The organism is Microbacterium sp. BK668, from assembly GCF_004362195.1.
Classification (GTDB): domain Bacteria; phylum Actinomycetota; class Actinomycetes; order Actinomycetales; family Microbacteriaceae; genus Microbacterium.
In genome coordinates, this window is the sequence record NZ_SNWG01000001.1 from 2,376,488 (window position 1) to 2,398,669 (window position 22,182).

Annotated in this window: 21 protein-coding genes and 1 tRNA gene; 15 read left to right on the top strand and 7 right to left on the bottom strand. The window is 70.0% G+C overall.

The window, feature by feature from the left end:
* Window positions 1–29 precede the first annotated feature (29 nt).
* The 7 genes from EV279_RS10575 (at window position 30) to EV279_RS10605 (ending at window position 6,536) form a co-directional block, all read left to right on the top strand.
* Window positions 30–1,082, top strand: a complete 1,053-nt coding sequence (locus tag EV279_RS10575) for a 3-isopropylmalate dehydrogenase (protein WP_133543287.1) — start codon at window positions 30–32, stop codon at window positions 1,080–1,082.
* A 65-nt stretch (window positions 1,083–1,147) separates the two neighbouring features.
* Complete coding sequence (locus tag EV279_RS10580; protein WP_133543289.1) at window positions 1,148–2,254, top strand: branched-chain amino acid aminotransferase; 1,107 nt, start codon at window positions 1,148–1,150, stop codon at window positions 2,252–2,254.
* A gap of 127 nt (window positions 2,255–2,381) precedes the next feature.
* Window positions 2,382–3,149 carry a fumarylacetoacetate hydrolase family protein gene (locus EV279_RS10585; protein WP_133543291.1) on the top strand — a complete coding sequence of 256 codons (768 nt, stop codon included), beginning with the start codon at window positions 2,382–2,384 and terminating at the stop codon, window positions 3,147–3,149.
* Window positions 3,150–3,154: 5 nt separating this feature from the next.
* Entirely contained in the window at window positions 3,155–4,456 is a 1,302-nt protein-coding gene (locus tag EV279_RS10590) for an MFS transporter (RefSeq protein ID WP_133543292.1), read from the top strand.
* A 10-nt stretch (window positions 4,457–4,466) separates the two neighbouring features.
* A complete protein-coding gene (gene gltX, locus EV279_RS10595) occupies window positions 4,467–5,981 on the top strand; it encodes a glutamate--tRNA ligase (protein ID WP_133543294.1) in 1,515 nt (504 codons plus the stop codon).
* 83 nt (window positions 5,982–6,064) lie between these two features.
* Window positions 6,065–6,136 (top strand) — tRNA-Gln (locus EV279_RS10600).
* A gap of 190 nt (window positions 6,137–6,326) precedes the next feature.
* A complete protein-coding gene (locus tag EV279_RS10605; RefSeq protein WP_133544863.1) occupies window positions 6,327–6,536 on the top strand; it encodes a helix-turn-helix domain-containing protein in 210 nt (69 codons plus the stop codon).
* Between the two features lie 398 nt (window positions 6,537–6,934).
* On the opposite strand, the gene EV279_RS10610 is transcribed toward EV279_RS10605, so the two are convergent.
* Window positions 6,935–7,729 carry a MarR family transcriptional regulator gene (locus EV279_RS10610; RefSeq protein ID WP_166644506.1) on the bottom strand — a complete coding sequence of 265 codons (795 nt, stop codon included), beginning with the start codon at window positions 7,727–7,729 and terminating at the stop codon, window positions 6,935–6,937.
* Between the two features lie 247 nt (window positions 7,730–7,976).
* On the opposite strand from EV279_RS10610, the gene EV279_RS10615 reads away from it, so the two are divergent.
* From EV279_RS10615 to EV279_RS10625, 3 genes are all read left to right on the top strand, one after another.
* The gene (locus EV279_RS10615; protein ID WP_133543298.1) at window positions 7,977–8,432 is read left to right on the top strand and encodes a hypothetical protein; all 456 of its coding nucleotides are present in this window, start codon (window positions 7,977–7,979) and stop codon (window positions 8,430–8,432) included.
* Between the two features lie 139 nt (window positions 8,433–8,571).
* Window positions 8,572–9,369, top strand: coding sequence for a CPBP family intramembrane glutamic endopeptidase (locus EV279_RS10620; protein ID WP_243728532.1), 798 nt, complete (start codon window positions 8,572–8,574; stop codon window positions 9,367–9,369).
* A 223-nt stretch (window positions 9,370–9,592) separates the two neighbouring features.
* Window positions 9,593–9,997, top strand: coding sequence for a CU044_2847 family protein (locus tag EV279_RS10625; RefSeq protein WP_133543300.1), 405 nt, complete (start codon window positions 9,593–9,595; stop codon window positions 9,995–9,997).
* On the opposite strand, the gene EV279_RS10630 is transcribed toward EV279_RS10625, so the two are convergent.
* On the bottom strand, window positions 9,981–11,759 hold the full coding sequence (locus EV279_RS10630) for a CHAT domain-containing protein (protein ID WP_166644507.1): 1,779 nt from the start codon (window positions 11,757–11,759) through the stop codon (window positions 9,981–9,983). The two genes, EV279_RS10625 and EV279_RS10630, sit on opposite strands and share 17 nt — an antisense overlap.
* A 233-nt stretch (window positions 11,760–11,992) precedes the next feature.
* Between EV279_RS10630 and EV279_RS10635 the strand changes: the two genes are divergently transcribed.
* On the top strand, window positions 11,993–12,817 hold the full coding sequence (locus tag EV279_RS10635; RefSeq protein ID WP_133543304.1) for a hypothetical protein: 825 nt from the start codon (window positions 11,993–11,995) through the stop codon (window positions 12,815–12,817).
* Window positions 12,818–12,888: 71 nt separating this feature from the next.
* On the opposite strand, the gene EV279_RS10640 is transcribed toward EV279_RS10635, so the two are convergent.
* On the bottom strand, window positions 12,889–13,716 hold the full coding sequence (locus EV279_RS10640; protein ID WP_133543306.1) for a hypothetical protein: 828 nt from the start codon (window positions 13,714–13,716) through the stop codon (window positions 12,889–12,891).
* A gap of 205 nt (window positions 13,717–13,921) precedes the next feature.
* On the opposite strand from EV279_RS10640, the gene EV279_RS10645 reads away from it, so the two are divergent.
* Window positions 13,922–14,134, top strand: a complete 213-nt coding sequence (locus EV279_RS10645) for a hypothetical protein (protein ID WP_133543308.1) — start codon at window positions 13,922–13,924, stop codon at window positions 14,132–14,134.
* A gap of 37 nt (window positions 14,135–14,171) precedes the next feature.
* Here the strand turns inward: EV279_RS10645 and EV279_RS10650 are convergent, their stop codons facing one another.
* On the bottom strand, window positions 14,172–15,419 hold the full coding sequence (locus EV279_RS10650) for a low temperature requirement protein A (protein WP_166644508.1): 1,248 nt from the start codon (window positions 15,417–15,419) through the stop codon (window positions 14,172–14,174).
* A 66-nt stretch (window positions 15,420–15,485) separates the two neighbouring features.
* On the opposite strand from EV279_RS10650, the gene EV279_RS10655 reads away from it, so the two are divergent.
* Window positions 15,486–16,514, top strand: a complete 1,029-nt coding sequence (locus tag EV279_RS10655) for a proline dehydrogenase family protein (RefSeq protein WP_133543312.1) — start codon at window positions 15,486–15,488, stop codon at window positions 16,512–16,514.
* A complete protein-coding gene (locus tag EV279_RS10660; protein WP_133543314.1) occupies window positions 16,511–17,962 on the top strand; it encodes a cryptochrome/photolyase family protein in 1,452 nt (483 codons plus the stop codon). The genes EV279_RS10655 and EV279_RS10660 overlap by 4 nt, the downstream gene beginning before the upstream one ends.
* A 28-nt stretch (window positions 17,963–17,990) precedes the next feature.
* Here EV279_RS10660 and EV279_RS10665 read toward each other — a convergent pair whose 3' ends face one another.
* The 3 genes from EV279_RS10665 to EV279_RS10675 all read right to left on the bottom strand — a co-directional run bounded on the left by EV279_RS10665 (window position 17,991) and on the right by EV279_RS10675 (window position 21,040).
* On the bottom strand, window positions 17,991–18,941 hold the full coding sequence (locus tag EV279_RS10665; RefSeq protein ID WP_208109516.1) for a nucleoside hydrolase: 951 nt from the start codon (window positions 18,939–18,941) through the stop codon (window positions 17,991–17,993).
* A complete protein-coding gene (locus EV279_RS10670; RefSeq protein WP_133543316.1) occupies window positions 18,938–19,801 on the bottom strand; it encodes a ribokinase in 864 nt (287 codons plus the stop codon). Before EV279_RS10670 ends, EV279_RS10665 begins: the two co-directional genes overlap by 4 nt.
* Window positions 19,802–19,915: 114 nt before the next feature.
* Window positions 19,916–21,040 (bottom strand): hypothetical protein, encoded by a 1,125-nt coding sequence (locus EV279_RS10675; protein ID WP_133543318.1) that lies wholly within the window; start codon window positions 21,038–21,040, stop codon window positions 19,916–19,918.
* A gap of 813 nt (window positions 21,041–21,853) precedes the next feature.
* Between EV279_RS10675 and EV279_RS10680 the strand changes: the two genes are divergently transcribed.
* Entirely contained in the window at window positions 21,854–22,174 is a 321-nt protein-coding gene (locus tag EV279_RS10680; protein ID WP_133543320.1) for a hypothetical protein, read from the top strand.
* Window positions 22,175–22,182 lie beyond the last annotated feature (8 nt).

Genomic DNA, 22,182 nt, shown 5'->3' on the forward strand with positions numbered 1-22,182 from the left:
CCGCGGCGCATCCCCACGCAAGGAGAGCAATGTCGCGCGTCGTGAAGCTCGCTGTCATCCCGGGTGACGGCATCGGTCCCGAGGTCATCGCCGAGGCGGAGAAGGTGCTGGATGCCGCGACCGCCGCTAGCGGCCTCCGCTTCGACAAGACGCGATACGCACTCGGAGCCGCGCGCTTCCTCGAGACGGGCGACACCCTCACCGACGCCGACCTCGAGTCGATCAAGGAGCACGACGCCATCCTCCTCGGCGCGGTCGGGGGAGTGCCGGGCGACCCGCGCCTCAAGGACGCCAACATCGAGCGGGGTCTGCTGCTGAAGCTGCGCTTCGAGCTCGACCACTATGTCAACCTGCGCCCCTCGAAGCTGTACCCCGGCGCGCCGGGACCCCTCGCCGATCCGGGCGAGATCGACTTCGTCGTCGTCCGCGAGGGCACGGAGGGCCCCTACGTCGGAAACGGGGGCTCGATCCGGCGCGGAACGGCGCACGAGGTCGCGAACGAGACATCCGTCAACACCGCGTTCGGCGTCGAGCGGGTCGTGCGGTACGCGTTCGACCTCGCCGAGCGGCGCCGCGGCAAGCTGACGCTCGTGCACAAGACGAACGTCCTGGTGCACGCGGGCGGGATCTGGAAGCGCGTCGTCGACGAGGTGGCGAAGGTGCACCCCGAGGTCGCCGTAGACTACCTCCACGTCGACGCGGCCACGATCCACCTGGTCACGAACCCCGGCCGATTCGACGTGATCGTCACCGACAACCTCTTCGGCGACATCCTGACCGACCTGGCCGGCGCCGTCACCGGAGGCATCGGCCTCGCCGCTTCGGGCAACATCAACCCCGACGGCGCGCTCCCCTCGATGTTCGAGCCCGTGCACGGATCGGCGCCCGACATCGCGGGCACACAGAAGGCCGATCCCACGGCCGCGATCCTGTCCACCGCCCTGCTGCTCGATCACCTCGGGCTGCGAGACGAAGCCGGCCGCGTCACCCGCGCGGTCGAGGACGACATCGCCGAACGCGGCGCCTCTGCCCGCACGACACCGCAGATCGGCGACGCCATCGCAGCCAGGCTGCAGCCCTGACCCGTGCGGCTCCAGGCGTAACCTGGAAGCCGCGCCGCCAAACGAACTCAGAGCCAGGACACGACATGACCATGATCGACACCGACCCCGACACCGGACTCGCCCCCCTCGAGTTCGCCGTCACGAAGAACCTCGCCGCCAAGAGCCCGGCCCAGCGCGAGGAGATCCTCGCCGATCCCGGATTCGGGATGAGCTTCACCGACCACATGGTCGACATCTGCTGGTCGGTGGGCGGTGGCTGGCACCGTCCGCGGGTGTCGCCCTACGGCCCGATCACCCTCGACCCCGCGGCGGCGGTCCTCCACTACGGTCAGGAGATCTTCGAGGGCATCAAGGCCTACCGGCACGCCGACGGCTCGATCCACACGTTCCGTCCCGACCAGAACGCCCGGCGCCTGCAGCGCTCCGCCCGCCGCCTCGCGCTGCCGGAACTGCCCGCGCCGTACTTCATCCAGTCGCTGCGCGAGCTCATCGCGGTCGACGGTGCGTGGGTGCCCTCCGGCGACGACCAGAGCCTGTACCTGCGCCCGTTCATGTTCGCCAAGGAGGCCTTCCTCGGCGTTCGTCCCGCGCACAAGGTCGCCTACTACCTCATCGCCTCGCCCGCCGGGGCCTACTTCAAGGGCGGCGCCACGCCCGTGTCGATCTGGCTCAGTGAGGACTACGCGCGCGCCGGCAAGGGCGGCACGGGAGCGGCCAAGACGGGCGGCAACTACGCCGCGAGCCTCCTGCCGCAGTCGGAGGCGTACGAGAACGAGTGCGACCAGGTCGTCTTCCTCGACCAGGACCGCAACGTCGAAGAGCTCGGCGGCATGAACGTCGTCTTCGTCTACAAGGACGGGACCCTCGTGACGCCGCAGTCCGACTCGATCCTCGAGGGCATCACGCGCGACTCGATCCTGCAGCTCGCGATCGACCGCGGGCACAAGGTCGAGGGACGAGCCGTGCCCTTCGACGAGTGGCGCGAAGGGGTCGCCTCCGGCGACATCGTCGAGGTGTTCGCGTGCGGCACCGCCGCCGTGGTGACCCCCATCGGCATGCTCAAGGGCAAGGACTTCCTCGACGAGCAGCCCACCGGCTCTCTCGCGCTGGAGCTGCGCGAGGAGCTCACCGACATCCAGTACGGCCGCCGGGAAGACAGGCACAACTGGCTGCTGCGCCTGGACGCCTGACGACTTTCTCACGGAGGGACGGATGCTGCGGCATCCGTCCCTCCGTCGTTCATGGTCGCGGCTGCACCCGGTCGTCGAACGAGCGCAGCGAGACGAAACGCCTCGGGCGCTGAGTAGGCTCGAAGGCGTGAGGATCGCCCGCTTCAGTCACCAGGACGCCATCAGATTCGGAATCGTCGACGAGGGCGACCTCGTGGTCCTCCAGGGCGACCCGATGTTCGCGGGGTTCGACACGACGGGGGAGCGGGTCGCACTCCGCGACGTGGCGCTCCTCGCGCCGGTGATCCCGCGTTCGAAGGTCGTCTGCGTCGGACGCAACTACCGCGATCACGCGGCGGAGCTCGGCAACGACGTGCCGACCGCGCCGATGCTCTTCTTCAAGCCGAACACCTCGGTCGTCGGCCCCGGTGACGCCGTCACGCTGCCGAAGGGCTCGGACTTCATCAGCTTCGAGGGGGAGCTCGCGGCGGTCATCGGTCGCATCACCAAGAACGTCAGCGCCGCCGACGCGCTCGACCACGTCTTCGGCTACACGATCGGCAACGACCTCACCGCGCGGGACTGGCAGAAGAGCGATGGCCAGTGGGCCCGCGCGAAGGGCTTCGACACCTCGTGCCCGCTCGGGCCCGCGATCGAGACCGAGTTCGACGTGAACGGACCCGCCGTCATCACGACCCGGCTCAACGGCGAGGTCCGGCAGGAGGGCCCGATCAGCGACATGATCTTCTCGCTCGCGGAGATCATCGAGTACGCCTCCGCCGCCTTCACGCTGCTGCCGGGCGACGTGGTCCTCACCGGAACACCGGCCGGCGTCGGCCAGATCACGGCGGGCGATGTCGTGGAGGTCGAGATCTCGGGCCTCGGCATCCTGCGCAACACCGCGCGCGCGGCCTGAGGGCGATGACCGAGCCCGAGCCGCGGACGACCGCGTCGACGGATGCCTCGGCTCCCGCGGTGGCGCGCCTTCAGCGGCGCACGGTGTGGGTGCTCTCGATCGGGCAGGTGCTGGGCGGGCTCGCGTTCGGCGCGACGATCTCGCTCGGAGCGCTCCTCGCCGGAGACGTGTCGGGAAGCGACTCGCTCTCGGGGCTGGCGACCGCGGGGGTCACCCTGGGCACGGCGGTGGTCGCGGTGCCGCTGGCCGCGCTTTCGCGGCGCCTCGGACGCCGCATGTCCCTCGCGACCGGGATGGCGATCGCCCTCGTGGGCGTCGTGCTGGTCGTCGCGGCCGTCAGCGTGGGCTCGTTCCCTCTCCTGCTCTGCGCCTTCCTCCTCGTCGGCGCCGGCCAGGCCGCGAACCTGCAGTCGCGGTTCGCCGCGGTGGATCTGGCGACGGATGCCTCGCGTGGGCGAGACCTCTCGATCGTGGTGTGGGCCACGACCATCGGCGCCGTGCTCGGACCCAACCTGACCGGTCCGGGCGAGGTCCTCGGGGACGCGATCGGGATGCCGTCGCTGACCGGTCCGTACGTCTTCACCGTCGTCGCGCAGGTGCTGGCCATCGGGCTCTATCTCATCGCTCTGCGTCCCGATCCTCTGCTCACCGCGCAGCGGCTCGTGGCGGACCGGGCGACGTCCCGGGTGGCCGACGCCATCGTCAAACCGGATCGCCCCGCAGCGGCCCGTTACGCGATCTTCGCGGTCGCCGCCGCGCACGGGGTCATGGTCTCGATCATGGCGATGACGCCCGTGCACCTGCAGCATCACGGCGCAGACCTCACGATCATCGGAATGACGATCAGCCTTCACATCGCCGGCATGTACGCGCTCTCGCCTGTCTTCGGCATCCTCGCCGACCGGCTCGGCCGCGTGCAGACGATCCTCCTCGGGCAGGCGCTTCTCGTCGCGGCGCTGCTCACGGCGTCGTTCGGGCAGGAGTCCACCGGCGCCGTCACCGTCGCGCTCGTCCTTCTCGGGCTCGGCTGGAGCGCTTCGACGGTGGCGGGGTCGGCCCTTGTCACCGAGGCTTCATCCGAGGCGATGCGCACGCGCCGCCAGGGCTTCAGCGACTTCGTCATGAGCATCGTCGCGGCGGTCGGGGCGATCCTCGCGGGCGTCGTCCTGGGCGGGATCGGCTACGGCGGGCTCGCTCTCGTCGTCGGAGTCGCGGTCGTGGCGGTGGTCGCCCTCTCACCGCTCGCACGCGGCGGCGGTCCGGGTGCGATGGGCCGTGCCCCGGAGGCTGCGGCATCCCCCAACTAGACTGGGGAGGATGTCTTCAGCACCCGATCCCCGCACCACGACCGCGACGGGCGCCGACGTGCGCGTGCGCTTCTGCCCCTCGCCGACGGGTCTCCCGCATGTCGGCATGGTCCGCACCGCACTGTACAACTGGGCCTACGCGCGTCACACCGGCGGCAAGCTCGTCTTCCGCGTGGAGGACACGGATGCCGCGCGCGACAGCGAGGAGAGCTACCGGCAGCTCGTCGACGCGCTCACGTGGCTCGAGATCGACTGGGACGAGGGCGTGGAGAAGGGCGGCCCCGACGCGCCCTACCGGCAGTCGCAGCGCTCCGACATCTACGCCGAGACGCTGCGGAAGCTGGTCGCATCCGGCGCCGTCTACGAGAGCTACTCCACGGCGGAGGAGGTCGACGCCCGGAACGAGGCGAACGGCCGCGCCAAGCAGCTGGGCTACGACAACTTCGACCGCGACCTCACCGATGAGCAGCGCGCGGCGTTCCGCGCCGAGGGCCGGGAGCCCGCGTGGCGCCTGCGGGTGCCCGACGAGGATCTCACCTACGTCGATCTCATCCGCGGAGAGGTCACCTTCCCGGCGGGCTCGTTCCCCGACTTCGTCGTCGTGCGCGCCGGCGGTCAGCCGCTCTACACCTTCACCAATCCCGTCGACGATGCGCTCATGGGCATCACACACGTGATCCGCGGTGAGGACCTCATGCCGTCGACCGCGCGCCAGCTCGCCCTCTACGGTGCGCTCATCGACGCCGGTGTCACCACCTTCGTGCCGCGGTTCGCGCACATGCCGCTCGTCCTGGGTGAGGAGGGCAACAAGAAGCTCTCCAAGCGCGACCCCAAGGCCGACCTGTTCCTCCAGCGGGAGAAGGGCTTCATCCACGAGGGCCTGCTCAACTACCTGGCACTGCTCGGCTGGTCGATCGGACCCGATCGGGATGTCTTCTCGCTCGAGGAGTTCACCGCCGCTTTCGACATCGTCGACGTCAACCCCAACCCCGCGCGCTTCGATCAGAAGAAGGCCGAGTCCATCAACGGCGACCACATCAGGATGCTGTCGCCCGACGACTTCGCGTCCCGCATCGTGCCGTACCTCGCGGCGAAGGGGGTCGTCGCCGACCCGCCGACCTCCGAGCAGTCGGCGCTGATCGCCGCGTCGGCGCCGCTCGTGCAGGAGCGCGTGCAGCTCCTCGGCGACGTGCCCGGGCTCCTGGGCTTCCTGTTCAGCGACGACGTCTCACACGAGGACGATGCCCTGAAGTCGCTGCCCGCCAACGCGGACGAGGTCATCGTCGCCTCTGTCTCGGCGCTCGAGCTCATTCCCGAGTCGGAGTTCACCGCGGCGGCGATCCAGGAGTCCCTCGCCGCGGCACTCATCGACGGCCTCGGCCTCAAGCCGCGCGTCGCGTACGGGCCGCTGCGCGTCGCGGTCAGCGGACGCCGGGTCTCGCCTCCGCTCTTCGAGTCCATGGAACTCCTCGGCAAGGGGAAGTCGCTCGCCCGCCTCTCCGCCTTCGTGAACCGTCCGGCCTGACGCGCCCGGCCTGGGTGCTCGGTTTGGCCGTGCCGTCGCCGTCACGTAGACTTGATCCTCGGCACGGCTTCGGCTCAGCCCCCTGGGGTATGGTGTAATTGGCAACACGGCTGATTCTGGTTCAGTTGTTCTTGGTTCGAGTCCAGGTACCCCAGCAACACCCCCTGAGTTTCCGCGGAAACCAGGGGTTTCTGTGTTTCCAGAACCTTCTCTGACACCGTCTCGGTGTCACTTTGGGGGCGCAAACGCCCCGTTTCAGCCTTCCGGCGGACGTTGCCGCGGTTGCCCCGCGTTGCTACGGGACGACCCCGGACGTCCCGGGGAGTGGTGGTGCTCCTTGCCGATATGGACGTGCAGATTCTGACCGGGCAGCAGGTCGCGGAGATGCTGCAAGTGCCTCCGCGGACGCTGGAGGAATGGCGGCAGACGCATCACGGCCCGCCCTGGCGCCGGGTGGGCACGCACGTCCCCTATAGCCATACTGAAGTGCTCGCGTGGTTCGAGGGACTCGCTTCTCATGCCTTGGCCCCGGCTGCGCGCCGGAGAGCGTGGTGAGGTAGCCTTCCGCATCCTCGTATCGCTGGAGTGTCGAGGCGACGGGCTCGTGGGCGCTCGTGAGCGTGTGCGTTTGGCGTTCCCGCCTGACACGAGTCTCCAGGGCTCGCTTGGCTCCAATGCGTCGTCCGAACCGTGCCGTGCGCACGAACGGCGACGCCCACGTCCTGCAACCAACGGCGCGTGATGGACCCCGGACAGCAAGCGACGAGGCATGGCTGTGAGACCGCGAGCCCGTGCTGGCCCGTCAGACTCGATCACCGCTCAGCAGAGGTCTTGAGACGTGGCGTGTCCTCAGGAATACGAGGCGATGGTCCGGTGCTGTGGTCGGGCGTCCAAGTCGCGGGAACCATCGCGAGGCAAGTCATCCGTTCTGGTCCGTCGGGCGTGATCTCAGATCACACCGATCTCGCCTTGGGTTGCCAATGCGCGACTTCGTAGAAGAGGTCGGCGAGCGTCTCGCTCTGCTGTTCGATTCCGCTCATCACAGCGCGAACGGCTTGGACCCCGGCATCTGTTGCCGTGAGGATCACGGCACGACGGTCTCCCGGCACGGCACCCCGGTGTCGAGTGATGAATCCCTTCGCGCAGAGCTGGTCGACGATATAGGCCACCCCGGCACGTGAGACTCCGAGGGCAGGAGACAGGTCGTTCGGCCGGACCCCTCCCGCTGTCACGATCTGTACGAGGGCAGCGCGTTGGCGTGCGGCGAGCTGGCCTTGGTTCGCCGCGTCGGGCATGAAGCGCACGAGAGCTACGCCGGCCTCACACACCCTGCCAAGCAGATCCATTGCGTCGGTCGGCTCAGGCGTTTCACGCGGAGCGCGGATCGGCCCCAGTCCCTCACTGATCTGCATCGCTATGCCTGCGCTGACGCGGAAGAATTCGACGATCGAGGCCTCGAGCACTTTCGTGCGCTGGACGCCCTCGTCGGTCAAGGAGGCGACGACCGCGCGCTTGTCGGCATTTGAGGGGTGGCGGTGGACCAGGCCATCTGCGCTCATTCGCGCGACCATGCGAGAGACTGCCCGTCGGTTCATCCGGGTGATCTCGGCCAGCCGCCGGGTTGTCACCGACGGTTCGGACACGATCGAACTGATCGCCAGCATCTCCTCGATTTCGGCCCACTGGGTACCCAGGGCCTGGTCGAAGACGCGGGTCAGATCGTCGTTGAAGCGCCCCAGCAGCTCCATGGCCCGACCCTGCGCCACCGCGTCCATCTGCTCCCTTTACCCCCAGCCCATTCAACCAGGAAGGCATTAGCAGCTTTTCAGGAGTGATTTCCCGGTTTTGCTCGGAAGTGTCCCATTCTCGAGTAGCCTCGACCCAACTTCGCCTCAGACCAGCTCAGCCGGCCGGCCACATCCGATGGAAAGTGAATCAATGTCCAGAGAAGACAACGCCCGTGAGGGCGCGCAAGCAGTGATTCCCGATGACGAAGTGCTTGACGTTGCCGTCGTCATGCCTCGAGGCTCCACGTTCGCCGGCATCGTCGGCGCTACCGCCGGCGTCGCGGCCGGGGGCAGCAACTCCGCGGCGTGGGGCGTGGTCGGCGGCATGGTCGGTTCACGGGTGAACGCGGCGTCGAAGGGCAGCTACCCCTCGCTCGTCCTGGCGCTTACCCCGACGCGCCTGTACGTCCTCGGTCGCGAGCACACGGGTCTACTCCGCGGCTACAAGAATCTGCATCCGGTCGCGCACATCGAACGCGAGGACCTCGAGGTCACCAAGCACCGTCGCGGCACCGTTCAGGTGATCGGGCTGACCGACACCACGACAGGGACCACCCTCGAGGTCGAGGCGCAGACGATCGGCGGACTGGGCCTCAAGGATCTCCTCGGCGACGTCGAGGCACACGATGGCCCGGCTGAAGAGGCCGACGGAGAGAAAGCGTGAGAGCCAGGCAAAGGCCCGCTGAGGTTGCCCTAATCGAACTCTTCCGCCCCTGACCAGAAACCACCGCCACGCGGACGCAGCGTAGTGCCGTCGCGTCGCGGTGCGCCCAGCCCTGCCAAACGCTCAGAAAGACGACCACATGATGTCAACGACCACCGCTGATCCGTACCGCGTTCGCCCCCGCGTATGGATCGGCATCGTCATCTACCTCGCCTACGTCGCTGTCGTGTTCACCGTGCAGCTGCTCTCCGGCATCCCCTATACCGACTTCGGCACGAGCGGCAGCAACCTGTTCCTCGGTGCTGGGCTGTCACTGATCGTCGGAGCGATCCTTCTCGCGATCACCACCACCCTGCTGGGGTGGTGGCGTCCGGCCCTGTTCGAGCGGCACCGCGCTGAGCGCAGGTGGCCGATCATCGCCCCGGCCATCATGGTGGTCGCCCTCATCGTCAACTTCGTGTCGATCGATTGGGGCTCCTACGACGCAGCGTTCCTCGCGGCATCCGTCGTCCTGCTTCTCGTCGGCTTCACCGAAGAACTGGCCACCCGTGGTCTGCTGCTCGTCGGCCTGCGCAGCCGGCTGTCCGAGGTGTGGGTGTGGTTCCTCACCTCAGCGGCGTTCGGCCTCATGCATCTGGTCAACGCCATCAGCGGTGCGGCGATCGGCCCGACCATCCAACAGGTCGCCTTCGCCTTCGGCGCAGGAACCATCTTCTATATCCTCCGGCGCGTGACCGGCAGCCTGATCTGGGCCATGGTCCTTCACGGCTTCTGGGACTTCTCCACGTTCGCGCTCGGCCGCGGCACACCAGGCCCCCTCGCCGCACTTGGCGGCGGCATCGAGATCGTGGCCATCGTGATCGCCCTCTCCAGCGTCGCCTTCGTCATCCGCGGAGCTGACGAGCAGATCCCCTCACAGCGGCTCGCTACACCCTAGGAACCACGGACGAACGGTCCAACCGTTGCCAGGACGACTCGCCAACACCGTCGCTCATCCCGTCGACGCCCAGCCGATGAGACACGCGACCGCCCACATGGAACGTGGCGCCGCCGTGCAGGATCTCCGCACGTCCAACGGGCAGGCGTTGCGAGCGCGGAGCACGTGCGCGAGACTCCGAGCAGCCGGGCGAGCGGTCGCCGCGGCGGAAGGTGCAGGTGCCGTGGTCACGCAGCTTGTCGAGTACTCCATGGCCGACGGGAGCACAGTGGTGGTCGCTTCGACCGCGCCGGACGCATCGGAGCTTCCGCGCGGGCCCGTGCTTCGCGGCGGGCTCAGCTCGGAGGCCGTCGTCACGCGGGCGGGCGAGTCATTCGAGGCTGTCGTCCAACGAGCGCAGCCGGCAGCGGCCGCCGTGCTGAACGCTGTGCGCTCGGGTCCGCATCCCCCAGCGGAGGTGACGGTCGAGTTCGGCCTGCAGCTGTCGGCGGAGCTCGGAGCGGTGATCGCATCGTCGGCCATCCAGGCGAACTTCACGGTCACGCTGACCTGGAGGCGCGAGGAGTCGGGCGAGCGGGCCGCGACATCCATCCCCCCGACCGCATCGCCGACTACTGATTCCGCGTGATGAAGATCGCGAACTCGCCGCTGTTGTCCGCGAGGTCGGTGTCGTTGACTCCGACGAGAAGGTCGCCCTGCGCTGGGCATTCGTAGGTCGTTCCGGTGCCGATCGGGAAGATGTCAGGCGTACCTTCGAGCCTGCCGATGACGGCCCCCGTGCCGACGTCGGGCAAGATGCGCGTGTCGGTGGTCGCGTCGGTCGTCAGTCCGTCGGGATCGATCTCCGACTCCCGGGTCTCGTCGAGCCATCCGCGCCCACTCGCCTGGATCTCGAGCTCGTCCCCGAGCATGCAGTAGAGGCCTGCCTCGACCCAGTCGGTGTCCAGCGGAACCGAGAGATCGAACGTGCTCGCCTGGTCCTCAGGACCCCCTCCATCCGTGCCGCCGAAGAGCCCCTGCGCCACCGCGAGAAGAACGCCGGCCCCCACGACGACCGCTGTCACCGCCGTGGCGCCGACGATGAGCCAGCGCCTGCGGGCTCGCGAGCCGGTGGCGGCGGGCTTGGTGGGGACATCGGGTCGTGCGTTCGACGTGCCGGTCGGCTCATCTGCGCGCGCTGGGTCGGATGCCGCATCCGCCCGTTCTCCGGCGACCGGCGGTTCGGCCCCGCCGTGCGAGGGGTCGAGCGCAGCAGGGGACGTGCGAGACGAGTGCTCCTGTCCGGACGTCGGCCGCAGGTCGAACAGGTTCCCGTCGCCCCTGAGGTAGAGCACCGGCGTGACCCATTCGAGGGTGCCCCGGCCGGCGCCGAGGATGCCGATGCGGCCGCTCCGCACGGCCTCGTCGACGCGGCGATTGTGCGCGAGCGCTGTGTAGAAGCCGCGCGCGAAGGCGAGTGCGGCGGGGTCGCTGATGGAGAACTGCATCGCCGCGACGGCGCGGATGCCGCTTCGTGCGAGCGCCGCTGCGGTGCCCGAGAAGAGGTCGGTCGCGCCGCTCGCACCGGATTGGCAGGAGTTCAGCACGACGAGGCGCGGAGTGGGCTCGGCCTCATCCAGGAGGTCGGCCAGGGCCGAGGCCGGCGCGAAATCGGCCCGACCGTCCCGGCCGACGAAGGCGAGGACGCCCTCCTCGGTGGCGCTGTCGTAGGCGCCGTGACCGATGAAGTGCAGCACGTGCCACTGCTCTTCGAGCAGCTTCGCATGAAGCCCATCCCACGTGAGGTCGTCGAGCCAGCGCAGTTCGACCCGCCCATCCGCGATGTGAGGCTGTAGCGCCTCCTCCAGCCGGTCGCGCTCCGTAGCCACGTCGAGCGGCTCGAGACCCCGCGGCGATGAGATCATGCCCAGGACGCGGAGCGGTCGCGTTACCTCGAGCGGCGGCGCGTGCGGGGCGGGCACGCTGCGCACGAGCGGGTCCTTGCGGCAGATGTATCGCTGGGTCACCGGGTCGTACAGGGCCTCCCAGGGGAGAGCCGCGAGGCCGGGCGCCGAGAGCCGGAGCGAGACCTGCAGACCCTCCCCGCGCTCTGCGGCCAGAGCCGCGCTCGTGCGGTAGGCCGTACCGACGGAGCCCGTGAACGCGGCCTCGAAGAGCCGCCGGCCGACGTCCTGCAGAACCGTCTCCTTGTCGGACATCACTCGGCGCGCGGCCACGGCCGAGGCCAGCACACTCGCCTCGAGAAAGGACAGGCGAGCGAGAAGCTGATCGATGTCGAGCTGGAAGCTCTCACTCGGCTCGCCGGCCCCCACCGACTGCAACACGCGCGTGACGAACGACCCCGGCTGCGTGCCGGGGGCGATCTCGAGTTCCATCACGGCCGAGCTCATCGCCGCCATTGTCCCGCCCGGTCACCCGGGCGCACCAGGGCCACCGGATCCGGAGCCCCGGGGGACGCGCGGCCTGCGCGCCCCTCAGCAGCGAGGAAGCGAGCTCCGGAGCGGGGACCACGGGAAGTCCCAACGGGGGGCGAAACAGTCGTAGGTTGCGGCTTCGGCCATATCGTCGCGGAGATCGGCCCGGTAGCATGGCCGTTCGAAAAGTCCTTCTAAGGGGGCCTTCGATGTCGATCTCTCGCCGTGGCACATTCGTGGGAGCAATCGCGGTGGCGCTCGCACTGGTGATGGCGCCGTCGCTTCCCGCATCAGCCGCCCCTGGTCCGGCCGTCACCACTCAAGAGAGCGACTGTACGGAAGCGGCGTTCGACCGCAACCTGAGCGCCGCTGCCGTGGATCCGCTCATCCCCGACGGATACGAGCTCGTCCCGGCCTTCACGCCGGTTGGCGCTCCGCCGCGAGTACAGGGCCTGATCAATGTGGTGACCTGCGAGCAGGTGGTCCTGGAGGGCCCGGGTGGCGCCTCCCTCGGCCGCCAGAGCTCCGTGACCTACGTCATCTACAGCGCGCGTCTGGCCGGGGGAGGGCTCTACGTCGTGTCGTACGCGACCGACAACGCCGTGCTGGCGGCTCGTTACCGGCAACTCGGGTGGCCGGTGGATCTGCTCGGCCCGCGGACGCAGGCCGCATCGGTCTCCGGCCAGGACGGGTCTCAGCAGTACGCCTGGACGCTGCAGGGACCAGGGTGGGACGGCCGCGTCGCCGCGTACGTACCGGCAGAGCTGAATCCGGTGGAGTCGTCCGGCTTCGCCGCCGTGCACAAGACGCCCGACGGCACCGTGCTGTACCTCTGCTACGCGAACTCGAGCTCGGCCACTGAAAGCGCCGTCACCTTCGACCTCGTCGACACCCCCGTCGCGGCTCTCGCGGCGATACCTCCCCTCATCCCGAATCCCGCCGCCCCGGGGCCCTCGAGCTTCCGCGGAACGTTCGTCGTCGGCGAATGGACCGCGACGCTCAGCACCGAGGACTGCCCGACCGGACCCGCATGACGGCGGCCGGCTACCCAGTGGATGCGTACTCGGATCGCCCCCGGGGAACGGCTCATCCAGGAGAGGTGGGGCTACTTCACCGCCTGCACAAGCCGAGCCAACCCTTCGGCGACGCGGTTCACCCAGCTCGTCTTCCCCTCCAGCCGAGCAAGCTCGGCCGCCACGGGCGCCCACTTCAGCTCCGCCGTCAGTCGGGTCTTCTGCTTCGCGCTCGCGAGGGAGGCGGCGCATCCTCCGGTGCTGAGGACCGTGCTCGTTCCACTCAGGTAGGCTGCCACGGCCTCGTCCGTGGCGGACGGATCGTCGTCCGGCAGGAGCCCGATGAGCGACGTCATGCACGTGCTGAAGGCCGAGCGCCAGGCTTTGTTCTTGATGAGCTGGGACGCGGTGATCGTCACGCCTGCCTTGACGGCTGACTGGGCGACCTGCTCGGCGGCGATGTTCACTCCGTAGATCCCCATGGTCTCGGCCGGTCGGGGCGTCCACGACGACTCGAGGAACCCTCGGCTGAAGAGGAACCGGTCCCCGGGGCCGAACCACACCGAGAATGCCGGAGCGGGGGAGGATGCCTGCAGGATCGCCGTCTGCGCCGACCGCGACGTGGCGGCGGTGCTCCAGCGCAATCGCGGCCAGCCGTCTTCCACGAGCCATACCGTGGTGCCGACGTTCACGGCGAGGAAGTAGTCCGTGGCGTACCGGCCGCGACACACGGTCACTCCCGTCTCACTTGCGCTGGAGTAGAGGTCGTAGAACCGTGGGCAGGTGGCGTCGGTCCACGTCGTCTTCTCGACAGCAGACGCCGGGCTTGCGACGCCGCCGCTCGCGAGAAGCACGCAGGCCACGACGACCGCGACAGCCCGCTTGACGCGCGCGATGCGGAGATGAGTGCGACGCCTCATCGCGGTCCCGCCCATGTGACCTTCCCCCGGTTGGCTGGACCATACACCCTGCGCCGCTGTCCGGAACAGAGGTGGTGTCGTTGCGTCGGCAGGTGCGGAAGACCGGACCCGAGGGCACTTCGGGTTCTTCCGCGCTTCGCGAACCGACGCGTCGTACAGTCGGAGGGGTAGATCGGTTCGGGCAGCGGAGTGCGGGGACAGCCACATGGGTGAGCAGGAGCGGAACGCGAACCAGGCCGGCTGGATCGGCATGCTCCTCTTCGCGGCGTGCTTCGTCGGTCTCGGCGTGTGGGGTCTGGCGACGGGCGAGGTCGCCTGGGGCGTGGGGTCGGTGCTCTTCGGGATCGTGTGGGCCTTCGCCGCATTGCGGGCGCGGCGCAAGACGAAACCCGAGGGCCGAACCGCGAAGCGTCAGTAAACCCGCGCGCCACGACGACCTGAAGGGGCAGCACGCCTCACGGCGCAGCATCCTCCCTCGCAGACGCCCCCTTCCCGCCCTCCGCTCGACGGTGAAGCGCGCTCTCCATCAGAGCGATCACCGCCATCAGCACCACGGCGATCACGAGTGCGGCGAGCGCGCTGACCGCCGCGAGCAGCGGGATCGCCGCGATCAGCACGACGGCTTCGACGGCCCGCATGATCGGCCGACGAAGGCCCACGAACAAGGCGAACACGATCGTGCCGGCAGCGAACGCGGCGATGCCCGAACCGAGTGCGATCGCACCGAACCACCCGAACGGCTCGGGGTCGTCGATGTGCTTCATCGCATCCTCGATGCCCAGGGCCGCGATGATGATGCCCGCGATGATGACGAAGTGCGTGTAGGAGTACGCGTCCGCGGCGAGGGTCGCGCGAGCGCGCTGGTCGCGTTCGGCGAGGCGCTCCTCGCCGATCCCGGCGAGTCTGGCGAAGTAGGACCACCAGAGCAGCATCGACAGCACGATGGATGCCGCGGTGCCCATGACGATCGGCAGGTCGATCGGCTCCTGCGCGACGCCGACGCCGATCGCCACGATCGACTCACCGAGGGCGAGGATGACGACGAGCCCGTAGCGCTCCGCCCAGTGCTCGGCCGAGGGGATCCGCCAGCCACGCCCGATCGTCGAGCCGACCCGGGTCGCGGTCACGTCGTACACCACGGCGGCGATCCACAGCCACAGCTGTGCCGGCCCGCCCACGACGGCGCCGATCACGATGAGCGCGACGCCGGGGATCAGGGCGGTGAGGAAGATGAGCAGCTGACGACGCAACGCGGGGTCGTCCGCCGACAGAGTGGCGTAGATCACCAGGTGCGCGATCCGCACGACCGCGTAGGCGATCGCGAACACCAGCGGACCCGACCAGCCGCCCTCGAGGTCGTCGTACGCCTCCGGGATCGTCAGCGCCGCGACGAAGACGGCGATCATCGTGACGGTCAATCCGACGCGGAGCCCCGGCTGGTCTACGGATGCCTGATTGGAGATCCAGCTGAAACCCACCCACGTCCACCACAGCAGAGCGAGCACGGTGAGCGCCTGAAGAACCCCCGTCGCACTGTGCGTCTCGGCCATCAGCCGCGACACCTGGGTGAAGGCGAACACGTAGACGAGGTCGAAGAACAGCTCGAAGGGGCGCACGCGCGCCGAGGACTCATCCGTGTGCAGCATGGGGAGCGGGATGCGGCGTCCTGCCGCCCCGGGCGAGGGACCGGTTGCTCGGCTCACACGAGGAGTGTAAAGCCGGCGCTGGACTGCGGGCCCGTCGTTTCGGATCATCGCTAGATTGCCGACATGGAGATCGATCCGCGCACGGCGGAGCGCGCCGCCGACCTGCTGCGCACCTGGGCGCTCGACGAAGACCTGAAAGCCCGCGTCCTGTCCCACCCGGCGCAGGCGGCGGCGGCGTTCCGGGTGGCGGGCCGTTACATCGCCGGCCCGCGTATCTCGGACGCTCTCCGGCTCGTGGCGCTGAACCGGCAGCGCGGCCACCGCGCGAGCGTCGAGTGCGTCGGAGAGTCGATCCGCAGCGCCGAGGTGGCCGAGACCGAGACGGCGGAGTTCCTCGCCTTGATCGGCGCGCTTCAAGACTCCGACGAGACGGCCACCGTCTCGTTCGACCTCTCGCACGTAGGGGCGATCGTCGATCCCGACCTCGGTCTCGAGAACGCCCGTCGTCTGGCCGCCGCCGCGAGCGAGGCCGGGACGGCGCTCATGGTCTCGGCCGAAGGGTCCGCCCGCACCGATCTCGTCCTCGACCTCTACGAGCGGATCGCCGCCGACCACCCCGAAACCGGCATCACGCTGCAGGCGCGACTGCATCGCACTCCACCGGACCTCGATCGCGTCATGAGGCTCGCCGGGCCCGTCCGGATCGTGAAAGGTGCGTTCCTGGAATCGCCGAAGGTGGCGCTCGCTCGCGACACCCGCGAGCTCACGGATGCCTATCTCTCCCTCGTCGGCACGCTCGTCCGACGTGGGCACCGCGTCAACATCGCAACCCACGATGCCGAGCTCGTCGCGGCGCTCGCGGCCGAGCACGGCGACGACCTTCGGGCCGACCACGTCGAGTTCGAGATGCTCCAGGGCCTGAGCGACGGACTGCTGGACAAGCTGCGGGATGAGGGCCACGCCACCAGGGAGTACATCGTCTTCGGGCGCGAGTGGTGGCTCTACGTCCTCAACCGCATCGCGGAGCACCCCGAACGGGTCATCCTGGCTCTCGCCGACCTCGCCGACTTCGCCCACGACGCCGACCTCGACGACGAGCTCCGGTCCGTGACGGCCATCCCGGCGCCGCGGTCTGACAGCATGACGACATGACGGGAACCACCGCCGCCCTCATCCTCGCGACGCAGCAGTTCGAGCACCACCCCGCTTACGAGGATCCGGACATCGCCGCCTTCCTGTTCGTCGAGTCGGCGGAGCGCTTCGACGTGCTTCCCTACCACCGGCACAAGATCGTGCTGCTGGTCTCGGCGATGCGGCACACGGCGGCCCGTCTGGAGGCACAGGGCCGGACGGTGCATCGCGTGCCGCTGTCGGACGATCTCGGCTTCGCCGCGGGCCTCGGCAAGCTGCTCCGCGACCACGACGTCGACCGCCTCGCCTGGATGAGCGCGACCGACCGCGGCGTGGACGAGGGCATCGCGCGGGTGTGCGCGCGGCGGGGCGTGGCGACCCGCCGCTATGAGGACGCCCTCTTCCTGACCCCCGCCTCCGAGCTCGACGCGTGGTTCGCCGAGCACCCCCGTACCCCGATGGAGGACTTCTACCGCTGGCAGCGCCGGCGCACCGGCATCCTGATGCACGGCTCCGCACCCGCCGGGAAGCGCTGGAACTTCGATGCCGACAATCGCAAGCCGCTGCCGAAGGGCGGCATCGATGTGCCCGAGCTCCGGCATCCCTCGCCCGACGACCTGACGGCGCAGGTGATGAGCGAGGTCGCCGCCCGGTTCCCGGACCATCCCGGTGATCCGGATCGCTTCTGGCTGCCGGTCACACCGGACGAAGCGCGTGCGCACCTGCGCGACTTCGTCGACGAGAGGCTCGAGCGCTTCGGCCCGTACGAGGATGCGATGGCGGCCGACGAGCCGTTCCTCTTCCACGCCGTGATCACGCCGATGCTCAACATCGGGCTCCTGACGGTCGCCGAGGTGCTCACCGCGGTGACGGAGTCCTCCGAAGCGCCGCTGGCCTCCGTCGAGGGCTTCGTGCGCCAGATCATCGGCTGGCGTGAGTACATGCGAGGGATGTACCGAGCGCACCCCGAGCTCGAGCGGGCGAACGCCCTCGGCCTCCGGCGACGCCTCGAGGACTGGTGGTACACCGGCCGCGGCATCCCGGACGACCTTCCGGTTCCCGTGCGCACGGTGCTCGAGCGGGTCCACCGGTGGGGCTACGCGCACCATATCGAGCGGCTCATGGTGCTCGGCAACTGGCTGCTGCTGCAGGGCTACGCGCCCCGGCAGGTCAACCGCTGGTTCCTCGCGCTCTTCGTGGACGCCTATCCGTGGGTCATGGTGCCGAACGTCATGGGCATGAGCCAGTACGCCGACGGCGGCCTCGTCGGCACCAAGCCCTACGTCTCGGGCGGGGCGTACCTGCAGAAGATGGGATCGTGGTGGCCATCGGCCGCCCAGGCGCGGGACTCGCAGTTCACAGAGGCCTACTGGCGATTCCTGGACGAGAACGAGCCGGCGCTCTCGGGCAACCCGCGCATGTCGCTGCCGCTCGCGCAGATGCGACAGCGGCGCGACAAGGGCGACTGATCCGACGAGCTCCTCTGATTCGACGAGCTCACCGCAGCCGCGCGAACGCCTCGGCCAGCGACGCCCAGAACCGGTCGACGTCGAGCCGCGTCGCGATCCACGCGTTGGGCTCCCGGCCGAGCATGCCATCGAGATCGACGCTCGTGGCGCCGAGGGTCTCGGCGCCGGTGAGCTCGACGTCCAGGCGCGCATGGATACGCGTCACCGCGTCGGGCTCCGCCACCGCCAGGACGGCGACCGGGTCGTGCAGCGGACCGTCGGGGAGGCCGAAGACCTCGCCGTTGGTGCGGCAGAAGAACTCCATGAGCTCGTCGCCGAACAGGGCCGTACGCGTTCCGACCGCCGCGAGCCGCTTGCGGACGTCCGCGGTCACCAGTGCGGTGTGGGTGACATCGAGTCCCACCATCGTGAAGCGGATGCCGCTTCCCACGACGAGCGCGAGCGCCTCCGGGTCGACGAGGGCGTTGAACTCGGCGTAGGGCGTGGCATTGCCGCGACCGGTCGAGCCGCCCATCCACACGATCTCCCCGATGCGCGCGGCGATCGCCGGGCGCTGGCGGAGCAGGATCGCGACATTGGTGATCGGTCCCGTCGCGATGATCGTGACGGGATCCACCGCGGCGGTCAGCACATCGGCCATGAGCTCTGTCGCCGATCGTCGATCGAGCGCGAATCCGGGATCGGGAAGCACCGGCCCACCGAGGCCGTTCTCGCCGTGGATCCACTCGGCTGTCTGCAGGTCGCGGGAGAGCGGGCCGGCCGCGCCGGCCGCGACCGGGACGCCGGTGACCCCCGCGACCGCGAGCGCGACGCGGGCGTTGCGGCTCGTGTGCTCGAGTGCGACGTTGCCGCCGACGGTCGTGACGGCGCGGAGGTCGATGGCGGGGTGGCCGGCGGCGAGCCACAGCGCGAAGACGTCGTCGTGGCCGGGATCGCAGTCGAGGATCACCGGGATGCCGGAGCTCGTCGAGGGCGTCACGTCGCGGACGCCTTCGCGACGTAGGTCTCGAGCGGCCGGAAGGGGGGCTGACTCGCCTCGTGCTCGACGGCCGCGGCTCCGACGGCGCAGGCGGTCTCGAGCGCTTCCGCGTCGGATGCTCCGCGGGCCAGGGCGATGACGAGCGCGGCGCAGAACGCGTCGCCGGCACCCACCGTGCTGACGACCTCTGCGCGTCTTCCCGGCGCGCGTGCGATCTCCGAGCCGTGGGACAGCAGGACCGCGCCGTCGGCACCGAGGGTCATGGCGACGCGCCGAGCGCGGCTGAGCTCCGGCATCCGCTCGTACTCCTCCTGATTGACCACGAAGAGATCGGCCCGTTCCACGAGAGCGTGGGGGAGCCGCCGTGCGGGCGAAGCGTTCACGACGAGGAAGCCCGGGCACTCGGCAGCGAGAGCCGTGACGACGTCGAGAGGCGTCTCGAGCTGCGTGATCACGACGTCGTCGGGCGCGAGCGCGACGCCGGCGGGGCCGATGCGCGCGTTGGCGCCGGGACACACGATGATCTGGTTCTCGCCCCGCGCGTCGACTCCGATCAGAGCGACGCCCGTCGCGGCATCCACCGACGTCACCGCTCGGACGTCGACGCCGGCTGCACGCAGCTCCTCGCGCGCCCACTCGCCGTCGGCGTCGTGGCCGACCGCGCCCACCATGCGCACGCGCGCGCCCAGTCGCGCCGCCGCTGCGGCCTGGTTCGCCCCCTTGCCGCCCACGACGCGAACCAGTTCGCCCCCGCCGACGGTCTCCCCGGGGACGGGGAGGCGCTCGACCCGCGCCGTCAGGTCGACATTGATGCTTCCGACCACGACGAGGTTCGGATTGCCGGCGGCGAGCGGGGTCACGGTTCCATCCTGCACGGCGAACCGGCCTCTGCGCGGGTGCTCCCGGTCGCGCGTCCTCGCGAGGCCGCCGACCTCGCCGCTCGGGGATCGCGCCGCCGGTGGGCGGGATGCGCATCACCGCGCGCCCACGCGCAGCAGTCTCATCTCGTGCAGCCACTCCACGAAGCCGAAGGGCGTCAGCCGGCCGATGAAGTCGGGAGCGATGTCCCACATCGTCTGCCCGCGACGTCGAAGGGCGGAGCCGGCGCCCGCCGCGATCTCGGCGAGGGTGGACGCGGGGATCCCGTAACCGCTGAGAGGCCGCGTGGCGAGGGTGAGGAAGGCATCGCCCGCCGACGGCCCGATCCGAGCCCAGACGACACGCCCCACCAGCTCCACCGCCGTCGCCGCGCTGCCGAGGGCCCTCGCATCCCACCCCGCCGGATCGAGGCTCGCCCGCGCCGCCGCCAGTGCGGCACCGATCTGCTCGGCGAGCCCGGTGGGCTGCGGGGCCGACGTCCCCGGTGCGGAGCCGGCGACTCCTCGGCGCGCGCTGTCATCGGCCGCGAGGGCCTCGTCCAGTTCGGCGAGCTCCGCCTGGTGCTGCTCGCCCAGTTCGACCCCCCGGGCGGCGATGGCCACCCCCTGCCCGATCTCCCACCCCGCGTCGGCCGCGCCGCCGATCGTGCTGATCGCTCGCGCGGCGGGCGCCACGAGGCGGAGGAAGCTCGACAGCCGTGCGAGCCGTGCGAGCCGCTCCGTGCCCGCCGTCCGCGGAGCGCCTCCCGTCGGTCCGCCGCCCGGTGGCGGGTCGAATTCGGGGGCAGGGGGAGGCGGGACGATGGCGCTCCGGTTCCCCGGGCCACGCGACCACGTCTCCGTCTCGGGTACGGCGTCCGGCCGCGGGATGGGCGGGGGAGAAGACGGGGCGCGACCGGAGACGGGTACCGGTGGGGGCAGCGGAGGCGGCTCCGCCCGCCGTCCACCGGGACCGACCCCTTGCGGAGGTTCGACGGTCCTCCGGTACGACCACTGTCCGGGTGGGAGCGGAGGCTCCGGCGTGAGCCGCACGGCAGCGCCGAGGTCGCTGATCCTCAGGTTGTAGCGGTACATCGACCGGAATCGCTGCCGACGGCCCATGCGGCCCCGGTCGTCCGCGATCTGCACCCACCAGGGCTCGTCTGGACGGGTCGGGTCCAAGCCGTACCTCGTGCGCACCTCCCGGCCGTCGGGCAGCGTCACATCGAGCTGGCGCTCCATCGGCCGCTCCCTTCCGGCCCGGACGAACTCCGTATACAGCTGCGCGAAGTCCCCGGGGCTCGGCCAGCGCCGGAGGATCGCCGATTCGCCGACGGCGGCGGGTGGGTGCACATGTCTCGTGACCTCCCAATTGCCTCGACTGTGCACGCCCAGGGCGGCAGTGAAGTCCGTAGAACCGAACGAGACGCTGTCACGTGCCCCCTGGAGGACGAGCCAGCGATCGCCGTTTCGCACGAGAGCGATCTCGCGCGTCGGATGCTGCGCGCGCAGCTGCCGGTACGCCGCCTCGGCGCTCGCCCGATCACCTCCCGGGGGATCGACGATCTGCAGATCCGCCGCGGACAGCCGCAGCGGCTCGTCCGCCAGCGGGTTGGCGGGACGTCCGCGTGCCCCACCGGGTCGCGTCGGACGATCGCCGTTGCGCTGGAGAGCGACCGAGACGGCTCTGTTGCCCGCCGTGCGCTGAAGCTCGAGGAATCCGACCCCCGGGCCGGCTCCGCCCGAGGTCGGTCCCGACGGCCTGGCCGCTTCGGCCGCCTTGTCGGCTGCGGCGCCTTCCGGTGCATGCGTGGCGGAGCGTTCGATCGCCGACCCCGATCACCGCGCGCTCGAGAGGACCATGGGCCGATCCAACCCCGGTCCGCTGCACCGGGCCATCCCGTCCGTGCAGCGGGCGGGCGAAGTCCGGTGCCCGATCGGGCGCCGGTGCGTCGGCGGCGCCGGGTCAGCCGGCACGACCTCCCGGGGTATCAGAACGCCGGTCCGCTCCTCATCCACTGCGAGCGGAACCTCGCTCGGAACGGGAGAACTCCGATGAACATGTCAGCGATGCGGCGCGCGGGCGCGGGGACGGTCCGCCGCCGGCACCTCGGCCGGACCGTGGATCACCTGGCCGAGATCATCCAGGGCCTGCTCGACGGCTCGGAGGAGTTCGTCTGCTGCCTCGAGTTCGCGGAAGCGGAAGCGCTCGCCGACGTGCTCGACGCCGGCCATCACCCCGCGACCGCCGCGCACCTCATGCACCGCTGGGCGCTGACCGAGCCGGAATGGGGGGACGACGTCGAGCACTCGGACTCCCTGCACCGCTGGCTCGCGCTCTCGGTCGCGCCGGACCGCGTCGCCGCGCTCGCGTGACGGCGGGT